The organism is Streptomyces cahuitamycinicus (genome assembly GCF_002891435.1).
In the GTDB taxonomy this organism is placed as follows: domain Bacteria; phylum Actinomycetota; class Actinomycetes; order Streptomycetales; family Streptomycetaceae; genus Streptomyces; species Streptomyces cahuitamycinicus.
Genome location: NZ_POUC01000266.1, coordinates 1 through 11,254 on the forward strand (window position 1 = coordinate 1; position 11,254 = coordinate 11,254).

General features: G+C 70.8%; 8 protein-coding genes and 1 pseudogene. 3 read left to right on the forward strand and 6 right to left on the reverse strand.

What is annotated here, in order from left to right; translation table 11 throughout:
• Positions 1-271: 271 nt before the first annotated feature.
• Positions 272-1,066, reverse strand: a complete 795-nt coding sequence (locus C1J00_RS28540; protein WP_102911883.1) for a class II aldolase/adducin family protein — start codon at positions 1,064-1,066, stop codon at positions 272-274.
• Between the two features lie 189 nt (positions 1,067-1,255).
• On the opposite strand from C1J00_RS28540, the gene C1J00_RS28545 reads away from it, so the two are divergent.
• Entirely contained in the window at positions 1,256-1,729 is a 474-nt protein-coding gene (locus C1J00_RS28545) for a pyridoxamine 5'-phosphate oxidase family protein (RefSeq protein ID WP_102911884.1), read from the forward strand.
• 173 nt (positions 1,730-1,902) lie between these two features.
• Here C1J00_RS28545 and guaA read toward each other — a convergent pair whose 3' ends face one another.
• Positions 1,903-3,483, reverse strand: coding sequence for a glutamine-hydrolyzing GMP synthase (gene guaA / locus C1J00_RS28550; protein WP_102911885.1), 1,581 nt, complete (start codon positions 3,481-3,483; stop codon positions 1,903-1,905).
• A gap of 202 nt (positions 3,484-3,685) precedes the next feature.
• Between guaA and C1J00_RS28555 the strand changes: the two genes are divergently transcribed.
• A complete protein-coding gene (locus tag C1J00_RS28555; protein WP_281262776.1) occupies positions 3,686-4,093 on the forward strand; it encodes a chorismate mutase in 408 nt (135 codons plus the stop codon).
• A 536-nt stretch (positions 4,094-4,629) separates the two neighbouring features.
• Here C1J00_RS28555 and C1J00_RS28560 read toward each other — a convergent pair.
• On the reverse strand, positions 4,630-5,772 hold the full coding sequence (locus tag C1J00_RS28560; protein ID WP_102911887.1) for a hypothetical protein: 1,143 nt from the start codon (positions 5,770-5,772) through the stop codon (positions 4,630-4,632).
• A 222-nt stretch (positions 5,773-5,994) separates the two neighbouring features.
• Between C1J00_RS28560 and C1J00_RS28570 the strand changes: the two genes are divergently transcribed.
• Positions 5,995-6,981: an LAETG motif-containing sortase-dependent surface protein gene (locus C1J00_RS28570; protein WP_180989727.1), complete on the forward strand. Its 987-nt coding sequence runs from the start codon at positions 5,995-5,997 to the stop codon at positions 6,979-6,981.
• Positions 6,982-7,075: 94 nt separating this feature from the next.
• On the opposite strand, the gene C1J00_RS28575 is transcribed toward C1J00_RS28570, so the two are convergent.
• From C1J00_RS28575 to C1J00_RS28585, 3 genes and pseudogenes are all read right to left on the reverse strand, one after another.
• Positions 7,076-8,863: a GMC family oxidoreductase N-terminal domain-containing protein gene (locus tag C1J00_RS28575; RefSeq protein ID WP_102911889.1), complete on the reverse strand. Its 1,788-nt coding sequence runs from the start codon at positions 8,861-8,863 to the stop codon at positions 7,076-7,078.
• Between the two features lie 36 nt (positions 8,864-8,899).
• On the reverse strand, positions 8,900-10,537 hold the full coding sequence (locus tag C1J00_RS28580; protein WP_102911890.1) for a succinic semialdehyde dehydrogenase: 1,638 nt from the start codon (positions 10,535-10,537) through the stop codon (positions 8,900-8,902).
• Between the two features lie 136 nt (positions 10,538-10,673).
• A pseudogene (locus C1J00_RS28585) lies at positions 10,674-11,254 on the reverse strand (serine/threonine protein kinase); the annotation flags it as partial.

Below are 11,254 nucleotides of genomic sequence, written 5' to 3' on the forward strand. Positions count from 1 at the left end.
GCCCTGTCCCGCCTCCCGCACCGCCACGCCCTACGCCCGCCTTCCCGAGACCCAACCACCGTCGGCCTTCCGGACCCCGGAAACACCGCTGTACAACTCCCGTGCGACGACAGCGAATTGTGCCCTACACCATCCGGCTCGCGTCCGCCCTGACTGGTCAGCACGGGTGAAGTCCGGCGTGCCGTGTTGACCCTGCTGGGAGAATTCCCCTACGGCCGAGATCAGAGTTCGTGAGGACGAAGGTGGTGCTGCTCCGGGGCTTCCGAAGCCCCTAGCCCAGCAGGCCCGGCTCGCTGCGGCTGACGTCCTCCCACATGGGCTGGTAGTTGATCCACGCCACCAGGTCGCCGCCCAGCTGCTCCCGCGTCGCCACCGCCATCCGGTGGTCGATGCGGACCGGCCGCCCGGCCGCCTGGGCCGTCAGCTGTACCTGGCAGGAGCGCTCCATCGACACGAACCACCAGGCCGCCGCGTCCACCGAGTCCCCGACGGTCAGCAGCCCGTGGTTGCGCAGCACGAGCGCCTTGCGGGAGCCGAGCACAGCGGCGATGCGCCGCCCCTCCTCGGCGTCCACGGAGACGCCGGTGTACGAGTCGTAGAGGGCGTGGTCCTCGTAGAAGGCGCAGCTCTCCTGAGTGATCGGCTCCAGCAGCTCACCGAGGGCCGCGAGCGCCCGGCCGTGCACCGAGTGGCAGTGGGCGACGGCGACCACGTCGGGCCGGGCCGCGTGGACCTGGGCGTGCACGGTGAAGGCCGCCTGGTTGACGTGGTAGCCGCCCTCGACGACCTGGCCGTCCTGGTTGGCGAGCACGAGGTCGCTCACGGTGACGTGCCGGAAGGGCATCCCGAACGGGTTGACCCAGAAGCAGTCGGTGAACTCCGGGTCGCGGGCGGTGATGTGCCCGGACACGCCGTCCTCGAAGCCGAGCCGGCCGAAGATCCGCAGGGCGCCCGCGAGCCGTTCCTTGCGGTGCCGGCGCTCGTCCTCGACCGACTCGTGCATCGGCGGCATGGCGAACCGCAACCGGTCGGTGGGCAGCGGCAGGGGCGGGGTGGGCCCGTGCATAGGTCCTCCAGCACTGGTTCTGCGTACGGGCGGAAGTTACCGTCCGTGAGGCCGGGAAGAACAGAAGCGGTTCGTGAAGATGACACGAGCGCCCCTGTGAGCACCCTGTGCCCTTCCGTGTGCCCCCAGGCTCCCCAACCCCACGAATAGCCGACAGAAGATGTCGGATTTCGGCGCGACACTCTTTCCATGACAGCGAACTGGGCGGCTTTCGCCACCACCGAACCGGATCTGGCCGGCACCGTCGAGAAGCGCTTCGGCGCCTACACCCACCACATTCTCGCCACCCTCCGTAAGGACGGTTCACCCCGCACCAGCGGTCTGGAGGTGCGGTTCCTGAACGGCGAACTGTGGCTCGGGATGATGCCGGACTCGCTCAAGGCCCTCGATCTGCGCCGCGACCCGCGCTTCGCACTCCAGGCGAACCCCGGGGAGGGCACGGGCATGGGCGGCGGCGACGTCCGGATCAGCGGCCGGGCGATCGAGGTCGACGACATCCAGACCAAGGCCGGATACGTCGAAGAGGTGGAGCCGCCGGAGCCGTTCCACCTCTTCCGCACCGAGCTGACGGAGGTCGTGCGGACCTACATCGAGGACGACGCGTACCTCGTCGTCCAGGTCTGGACGCCCGGCGAGCCCCTGCGCACGATCAAGCGCAGCTAGTGCTGCGACCGGAAAGGTTCACCGGCTTGCGACGCCCGGCACGGCACCTCGCCGCGTTGTCGCATCACCCGAGTACATCCAGTACGCGGGCGATGCTCCGCCTTGCGATGCACCGCACCGGACGCCGCAAGCTTTCCGGCAAACCTTTCCGGTCGCAGCACTAGGCAGGGAGGTCACTCCCACTCGATGGTGCCCGGCGGCTTCGAGGTCACGTCGAGGACGACGCGGTTGACGTCCTCGACCTCGTTGGTGATCCGGGTGGAGATCCGGGCGAGGACCTCGTACGGCAGGCGCGACCAGTCGGCCGTCATGGCGTCCTCGGACGAGACGGGGCGCAGGACGATGGGGTGGCCGTACGTCCGGCCGTCGCCCTGGACGCCGACGCTGCGGACGTCCGCGAGCAGGACCACCGGGCACTGCCAGATGTCGCGGTCGAGACCTGCCGCCGTCAGCTCCTCGCGGGCGATGGCGTCGGCCTCGCGCAGCAGGTCCAGGCGCTCCTTGGTGACCTCCCCGACGATGCGGATGCCGAGGCCGGGGCCGGGGAAGGGCTGGCGCTGGACGATCTCCTCCGGCAGGCCGAGCTCCTGGCCGACCATGCGGACCTCGTCCTTGAAGAGCTTGCGCAGCGGCTCGATCAGCTGGAACTCGAGGTCCTCGGGCAGACCGCCCACGTTGTGGTGGGACTTGATGTTGGCCGTGCCCGTGCCGCCGCCGGACTCGACGACGTCCGGGTAGAGGGTGCCCTGCACGAGGAACTCCACGGCGGGGCCCTCGTCGGCGATGATCTCCGCCTGGGCCTGCTCGAAGACCCGGATGAACTCTCGGCCGATGATCTTCCGCTTCTCCTCGGGGTCGGAGACCCCGGCGAGCGCCTGGAGGAACCGCTCCTCGGCGTCGACGACCTTCAGCTGCACGCCGGTCGCGGCCACGAAGTCCTTCTCGACCTGCTCGGTCTCGCCCTTGCGCATCAGGCCGTGGTCGACGTACACGCAGGTCAGCTGGGAGCCGATGGCCTTCTGGACGAGGGCCGCGGCGACCGCGGAGTCCACGCCGCCGGACAGGCCGCAGATGGCGCGCCGGTCACCGACCTGCTCGCGGATGGCGGCGACCTGCTCCTCGATGACGCTGCCCGTGGTCCAGGACGGGGTCAGGCCCGCGCCCCGGTACAGGAAGTGCTCCAGCACCTGCTGCCCGTGCGTGGAGTGCATCACCTCGGGGTGGTACTGGACGCCGTAGAGCTTCTTCTCGTCGTTCTCGAAGGCGGCGACCGGTACGACGTCCGTGGAGGCCGTGACGGAGAAGCCCTCGGGGGCGGCGGAGCAGGCGTCGCCGTGCGACATCCAGACGGGCTGCTCGGCGGGGGTGCCCTCGAAGAGGGTGGAGGACACCTTGGACACGTGCAGGTCGGTGCGGCCGTACTCGCGTGCACCGGTGTTGTCGACGGTGCCGCCGAGGGTGCGCGCCATCAGCTGGAAGCCGTAGCACATACCGAAGAGGGGGACGCCGGCCTCGAAGATCTCGCGGTCCAGGCTGGGCGCGCCCTCCTCGTAGACCGACGAGGGGCCGCCGGAGAGGATGATCGCCGCGGGGTTCTTGGCGAGCATCTCCTGGACCGGCATGGTGCTCGGCACGATCTCGCTGTAGACCCGCGCCTCGCGGACACGACGGGCGATGAGCTGGGCGTACTGCGCGCCGAAGTCGACGACCAGGACGGTGTCGGCGGCGTTGGCAGCGGGAGTCGCTGATGACACGGGGTGCCTTCCGGCGGTGGGGCGGGGGTCTTGTGCCACCCGATTCTACCGGGGGGCCGTGCGACTGTTTCCGCGCGCCGGGCACCTGCCCCGTCTCAGGATGCGAACCGGCTTGGACGGCCCCGGGGCGCGGTGCATACTTGCCCCATGTTCAAGCACCAGACGTTCGTCTTTACCTATGGCATCCGGCCCGCCGGACGCCATGGTCGTGCTGCTTGAGCTACTGACGAGCGACTTCCCAGGCGCCCCGGGCCGACAAGGCCCGGGGCGCCTGCGTTCGTCCGGGCCGTGCCGCCCCGGGGCAGCCCCTGACGACGAGGAGCCCCCTATGACCGCCATCGACGTGACCGGCGCCCGTACCCCCGAGGCCGCCGGCGTGATCACCGGAGCGCGCGAGCGGATCGACGCGCTCGACGACCGGATCATCGGCCTGATCCAGGAACGGGTGGCCGTCTCGGCCGTCATCCAGGAGGCGCGGATCGCCTCCGGCGGCCGGCGCGTGAACCTGTCCCGCGAGATGGACGTCCTCGGCCACTACAGGGAGGCGCTGGGCAAGCCGGGCACCGCGCTCGCGATGACCCTGCTGGAGCTGTGCCGCGGCAAAATCTGAAACCGCATGCGCGGGACAGACGTACGCCCCCTCCTCACCCGTACGGCGCGTGACCGTCCCGGAGCCGCATCGTTGGTCCCGGTGTCCGTGCCGGCCAGGCGCGGGCCCGAGAGAACCACGCGTGGCTCACTGGGGCGATGAGACGCACGGATCGTTCCGTGCGTCGTGGGACCTCGCTCCAGGGAGGTGACCGGACGGCAGGGGACAGCAGCCCGGTCACCCAAGAGGACGGTCGGCTCCGGGGACGCCCGGGGCCGACCGGCGGACCTTGCATAAATGCACAAGTCTGGGTCAAACGGTTGCGGGCGCCGCATTCATCCAGCACGATGCGTACACGGCCCAAGTCCCCCCGCGGGCATCCGCATTGTCCCACTGCCAGAGGTACAGGCCAAGCGGCGCAACCCCCCGGCGCCGCTTCCAGGCACCGGCGCTGCCCTGCCGTCGGTGCTGACGAGATGAAGGGCCCCGCGGCTCCACCCCGCGGGGCCCTTCGCTCTGCTTCCGCGAGTGCCTTCCTGCGGGCCTCTTCGCTCCGCTCAGGTGCGGGTCACCGTCCCGCAGTCGCCACCGTCGCCGCGTTCGAGCTCCCTGCTCCGGTCGTACGGGTCCGTCGCCGGGCCGCTCGGGGACGGCCCCGCGGATGCGTCGGACGAGAACTCCGGGTGCAGGTAGCCGTCGTTGACGAAGCAGGAGGAGTTGCCTATCTCCTGGTCGTAGTGCATCAGGAGCAGGCGGCCGGAGGTGACCTCGTAGCGGGCGGGGTCGGCGAGTTCGACGTCGAGCACCCGCCGGACGATGGTGCGGGTGACCTCGGTGGGGCCGTCGGCCTGGACGACGGGGTAGACGAAGGTGTAGTCGGCGCGCACCGCCACGCCTCCTTGCGTGCCCTTCTTGAACGTCATGCGCCCGCGGGTCTTGATCACGTCGCCGACCGGCCGCACCTCGTCGGGGTCGAAGCGGCTGAACAGCGTCACCGGGTCGTGCTTCCTGCTCGGGGAGCGCAGCCCGGTGTCGAGCTCGTCGAGGAGCCCGGGCTGCTTGGGGTCGAGCACGGAGAGCGCGGCCTCGGGGCGGGCCCCGCGTACGGTCTTCGGGTCGAGGTTGGCCCCGACCAGCAGCTTCTTCGTCAGTTTCAGCGCCTGTTCCACCCGGCCCGCGGGGACCGCGCCGACAGGCTTCGCCTCGGGCAGGACGATGCCGGCCTCGCCGTCGGCCCAGCGCAGGGCCGGGGACCCCGCGAACGGCCGGTCCAGCGTGGGGGTCTCGGGGTCGGACGCGCCGGGCGCTGCGGTGGGCGCCGTCGACTCGGCGGGCAGCGGTGAGGCCTCGGCGGCCTGGGACTCCCCGGTGCCGAAGGGGTCACCGGGCAGCAGCGAGGGCTTCAGTGCCACCAGCGCGACGGCGGCCGCGAGGGGAACACCGATGAAGCCCCACAGCTTGCGGCGCCGGGCGGCCTGGCCGTTCATCTCTTGCCAGGCTGGGCCGGTGCGCCATCCGGGAGGCGACTCGCCGCGGGCGTCCTGTTCACGCAGCCGCTCGGTCACCAGGCGGGCTCGCGCGGACGGCTCTTTCGGGGCGGAGGTACGGATGTCCCGCTCGGTGTCGCGGGTGAACTGCTCCCAGACGTCGTCGGGGATCTCCGAGCCCGACGGCTGGTCGTCGGACGGCTTTTCAGACACGAAGTCAAGATCTAAGCGGACGGGAAGCGCCTTCACAAGCCTTCACCAGAGGGTCTTCGATGTGACCCAGTCCACATAAAGTTTCTGTGAATGCCTGCACAACCATTCACAGTCCTCACTGATCAAACAGGCGAACAAGGGCCACTCCCGCGCCCCACACGCGGAGGCCTCCCCTGACGTTCGTGCCGCATCCCGCGGCACGCCGGACTTTCCGAGGTCTTCATGAAGCTTCGCCGCGCCATGGCAGCAGCGGCCGCTACGGCGGTCATAGCCCCGGTGGCACTGCTCGCGGCACCGGCCGCGTACGCGACCGACGAGACGACGCCCACGCCGAGCGCCTCCGTGAGCGAGTCCACGCCCGAGTCGACTCCCACCCCGAGCGCGTCCGTGAGCGAGTCCACGCCCGAGTCGACTCCCACCCCGAGCGCGTCCGTGAGCGAGTCGGCTCCCGAGACGTCCAGCACGCCGAGCGCGTCCGCGAGCGAGTCCTCCCCGGCGCCCAGCGCGTCCGAGCCCGAGGAGTCGGAGTCCCCGGACCCCGAGCCCTCCATCTGTGAGGACACCAAGGTCGACGTGGGCATGTCCGGCCTGCCCGGCAAGATCGCCGCGGGCAGCGGCTGGCACAAGTTCTCGCTGAACGTGGCCAACAACTCCGACTCCACGCTCAACGACCTCGACTTCTTCGCCGGGGCCTCCCCCGACAAGAACGGCGGGGAGCTGTTCTCCAGCAAGCAGGTCCGGCTCCAGGCCTGGAACCCCCAGGACAAGATCTGGGTCGACCTCAACGAGGGCGGCTACGCGGTCGGTTACGTCGGCTACACCGACGAGCTGAAGCCCGAGTACGAGGTCAACATCCCGCTGCGTCTCAACGTCAGCAAGTCCGCCCCGGTCGGCGCCGGCTTCTCGCTCGGCGCGACGATCTACGGCGACAACGACGCCGAGTGCACCGGCTTCGGTGACGTGTCGTACAAGTTCCAGATCGTCTCCTCCGGTACGGACACCGGCGGCACCAAGCCGCAGGAAGGCGGCAAGGCGCCCGTCACCGACGAGAAGCCGAGCGGCAACACGCCGGAGGTCACCGGCAGCCTCGCCGAGACCGGCTCCAGCTCCGCCCTGCCGATGATCAGCCTCGTCGGCGGTGCCGCCGTCGTCGCCGGTGCCGGTGCGATCTTCGTCGTGCGTCGCCGCAAGGCCGGCGTGCAGGCGTAAGCCGCGGCGGCCGGCACAGGCCGCGGCAGCGAAGCAGAAGAGGGACCTGCGCTCGGAGGGGGGCGCAGGTCCTTCTTCTGTGTTCCGGTGCCGCTCAGTTCTTCGGCGGTACGGCCGGCATGCCGAGGAACGGCAGCCGCAGCGCGCCGAACGCCTCTGCCGGGACCGCCGGGGACTTCGGCTCGACCGGCTGGAGCCGCTCGTAGGCCGTGCCCTGCTGGGGGCGGGGGTCGGGCTCGCCCTTGTTGGGCCAGTACGACATCGCCCGCTCGGCCTGGGCGGTGATGGTGAGGGACGGATTGACGCCCAGGTTGGCGGAGACCGCGGCGCCGTCCACGACGGAGATGCCGGGGTGGCCGTAGAGGCGGTGGTACGGGTCGATCACGCCGGACTCGCGGGAGTCGCCGATGGGGCAGCCGCCGAGGAAGTGGGCCGTGAGCGGGGTGCCCATCAGTTCGCCGACATTGGAGCCCGCGAAGCCGTTGATCTCGGCGGCGAGTGCCGAGGCGCTCTCCGTGGCGGCCTTGATCTGCTTGGGGTTGGGGGCGCCGTGGCCCTGCCTCGCGGTGAGCAGGCCGCGGCCCACGCCCGACGGTTTCGAGTACGTCGTCAGGGAGTTGTCCAGCGACTGCATCACCAGGCCGATGATGGTCCGCTCCGACCAGCGGCGGTTCGACAGCGACCGCAGCACCAGCAGCGGGTGCTTCGCGGCGTTGGCGAGGAAGCCCAGGACCCGCGAGGCGCCCGAGTTCGTCCCCGCGTACGGCACTTGGAGGATGGACAGGCCGCCCATCGAGTTGGAGCCCTTGCCGTAGCGGACCGGCTCGATGTGAGTGCTGGCGTCGGGGTGGATCGAGGACGTGATGGCCACGCCCCGCGTGAAGTCGGCCTTCGGTGCGCCGTGCGCCTTGCGGTAGCGCCGGTCGTCGGTCTGCGCGCCGACCAGGGCCTCGGAGTTGGTGCGGGTCAGCTCCCCCAGCTTGTCGGAGAGGTGCGGCAACTGGCCGCCCGCCTTCATGCGGTGCAGCAGGGTCTGGGTGCCGTAGGTGCCCGCGGCGAGGACGACCCGGCGGGCCGTGAAGGTGCGGCCCTTCTTCCTGCCGCGGTCGTCGGTGGGCAGGGTGGCGACGGCGTAGCCGCCGCGCGAGTCGTCGGTGAGCGACACGACCGTCGTCATCGGGTGGACGACCGCACCGGCCTTCTCGGCGAGGTGCAGGTAGTTCTCGTTGAGGGTGTTCTTCGCTCCGTGGCGGCAGCCGGTCATGCACTCGCCGCACTCCGCGCAGGCCCTGCGGGACGGGCCCGCGCCGCCGAAGTACGGGTCGGGCACCTCCTGGCCGGGCTTGGCCTTCACCGTGCCGTCGGCGTCCTCGCCGTCGCCGAAGAAGACACCGACCGGAGCCATGTGGAAGGAGTCGGCGCAGCCCATCCGCTCCGCGGCGGCCTTCAGATGAACGTCCGAGGGCGTCATGGTGGGGTTGAGCCGTACGCCCAGCATGCGGCGGGCCTGGTCGTAGTACGGCTTCAGCTCCTCCTGCCAGTCGGTGATGTCACGCCACTGCGGGTCCTCGAAGAACGGCTTCGGCGGGACGTAGAGGGTGTTGGCGTAGTTGAGGGAACCGCCGCCGACGCCCGCGCCCGCCAGGACCATGACGTTGCCGAGGAGGTGGATGCGCTGGATGCCGTACATGCCGAGCTTCGGCGCCCAGAGGTAGTTCCTGAGGTCCCAGGAGTTCTTGGGGAGCGTCTCGCGGGTGAAGCGCCGGCCGGCCTCCAGGACGCCTACGCGGTAGCCCTTCTCGGTGAGGCGCAGGGCGGTCACCGAGCCGCCGAATCCGGAACCCACGACGATGACGTCGTAGTCGTAGTCGTCCTGAGGCACGTGCCGTCTCCCCTTCGAGTGTGCAGTGCGGGTGGTCTAGCGGAACCTGAACGCCTTCATCAGGCGGAGGCTGCGGCTCATGAACCGGGCGTACTGCTCGTCGTCCATGCCCAGCGCGGGGGCCATCGGGAGCACGCGCTGGTGAGCGACCGTCTGGGCCTCGGTGTACTTGAGGATGCCCTCGGAGCCGTGGCGGCGGCCGAGGCCCGAGTCCTTCATGCCGCCCATCGGGGACTGGACGCTGCCGTAGGCGGGGGCGTAGCCCTCGTTGATGTTGACCGTGCCGGTGCGCAGGCGGGCGGCGACCTCCTGGCCGCGGCGGCCGTTCCTCGTCCAGACCGAGGAGTTGAGGCCGTACGCCGTGGCGTTGGCGCGTTCGATGACCTCGTCCTCGTCGGTGAAGCGGTAGACCGACACGACCGGGCCGAAGGTCTCCTCCCCGCAGACGGACATGTCCGTGGCGACCCCGTCGAGGATCGTCGGCTCGAAGAAGTACGGGCCGATGTCCGGGCGCGCCACACCGCCGGCGACGACCTTCGCGCCCTTGGCGACGGCCTCCTCCACGTGCCGTGTGACGGTTTCGAGCTGGCGTTCCCCGACCAGGGAGCCCATGTCGGCGCCGTACGCCAGGGACGTGCCGAGGCGCATGGCCTTCGTCCGGGCGGCGAAGCGCTCCAGGAAGGCGTCCGCGATCGACTCGTGGACGTAGAGCCGCTCGATGGAGATGCAGAGCTGGCCCGCGGAGGAGAAGCAGGCGCGGACCGCTCCGGCCGCGGCCTTCTCGATGTCGGCGTCCTCCAGCACCAGCATGGCGTTCTTGCCGCCGAGTTCGAGGGAGACGCCGACCAGCCGCGCGGCGGCGCCCTGGGCGACCTCGCGGCCGGTGCGGGTGGAGCCGGTGAAGGAGACGTAGTCGGCGTGCCGTACGACCTCGGGGCCGACGACCGGGCCGTCACCGAGGACGACCTGGAAGACGTCGGCGGGCAGCCCGGCCTCGATCAGCAGGTCACGGGCCCACAGGGCGGTCAGGCAGGTCTCCGTGTCCGGCTTCATGACGACGGCGTTGCCCGCGACGAAGGCCGGGAGCGCGTCGCCGACCGACAGCTCCAGGGGGTAGTTCCAGGGGGCGATCTGGCCCACGACACCGCGCGGGTGGCGCAGTTCGGTGACCTTCGTGAGGGTCGGCATGGCGCCGGCGTGCCGCTTGGGCCGGAGGTAGGCGGACGCCTTGCGGCCGTAGTGCCGGGCGGCGACCGCGACGGCCTGGACCTCCTCGTGGGCGTGCAGCCGGGCCTTGCCGGTCTCCAGCTGTATGAGGTCGAGCACCTCTGCCTGACGCTCCAGCACCAGGTCGTGGAAGCGGAGCAGGACGGCGGCGCGCTGCCGTACGGGGGTCTGCGCCCACACGGCCTGGGCGGCGCGGGCCAGTTCGTAGGCCCCTGCCACGTCCTCGGGCGTCGACTCGGGGAGGTCCGCCAGTTTCTCGCCGGTGAACGGCGTGTGGTTGGCGGTCCGGCCTGAGCCGGCCACACCCTTGGTGAGCTGGGCGACCAGCTCCGGCGTGACCACGTCCGCGGCGGTGCGGGCGCCCTCCGGGGCGGGGGCGAGGGGGTTCGTGCCGGTCTGTGCCGTGCCGGTCTCTGCCGTCTTCTCGGCGGCCTGCGCGTCCGTCATGAGGCGCAGGGTATGCCGGGACGGAGGCTTTGGGTACCCGTCGGTAATACGGCTTCACCGAGTGCACACACGACGCCAGTGACTGCTGGCAACAAACGCGCTGATCAGGACGTTGTGGGTGACCGGCGGGTGTGATTCAGCCTTTTACGATCCCGAGCCGCTCCCGGGCCCCCTCGAACACCGAGATGCCCTCGTCCTCTTCCGGCGTGCCCCTGGGCATGTCGACGCGCAGTTCGTACATGCGGTCGTCATCGGTGCGGATGACCAGCCGCATGAGCCGCCTGGGGGTCTCGCCCCGGCGGTACGCGGTGTCGGCGAGGGCGGCTTCGTGGCCCTGGACGCTGGTGCGCGCGTACCGGGTTTCTCCCCCGGTGCCCTGTGCCTTCCCGGCCTGGTCCGCCGGGGCGGCCGGAGCCCTGTCCCAGAAGAGGAGACGGACCTGGATCGCGCCGGTCCGCTCGTCGCCGTAGAGCACCGTGCGGGGCTGGTCGGTCGCGCTGCCGGTCCGGTCGAGTGCGCGGTAGTGACGCGGCAGATGGACAACGGCCGCCATGTCCGGCTCGGGGTGCGGGCTCCAGACGTCGGTGGCGCCGGCGGCCTGCCCCGCGCTCTCTGCGCTGCTGGTCTCGGCGAGTTGCGTGACGGCCCCTATGCCGCCGGCGAGCAGCGCGGAGAGGAGGGCGAGGGGGCCGGGGCGGAGAAGGCTCTGGCGTTTGG

Excerpts from the sequence above, each read along its gene's own strand:
- C1J00_RS28540 (WP_102911883.1), bottom strand. The coding sequence starts at position 1,066 with ATGCACGGGCCCACCCCGCCCCTGCCGCTGCCCACCGACCGGTTGCGG.
- C1J00_RS28545 (WP_102911884.1), top strand. The coding sequence starts at position 1,256 with ATGACAGCGAACTGGGCGGCTTTCGCCACCACCGAACCGGATCTGGCC.
- C1J00_RS28555 (WP_281262776.1), top strand. The coding sequence starts at position 3,686 with ATGGTCGTGCTGCTTGAGCTACTGACGAGCGACTTCCCAGGCGCCCCG.
- C1J00_RS28570 (WP_180989727.1), top strand. The coding sequence starts at position 5,995 with ATGAAGCTTCGCCGCGCCATGGCAGCAGCGGCCGCTACGGCGGTCATA.
- C1J00_RS28580 (WP_102911890.1), bottom strand. The coding sequence starts at position 10,537 with ATGACGGACGCGCAGGCCGCCGAGAAGACGGCAGAGACCGGCACGGCA.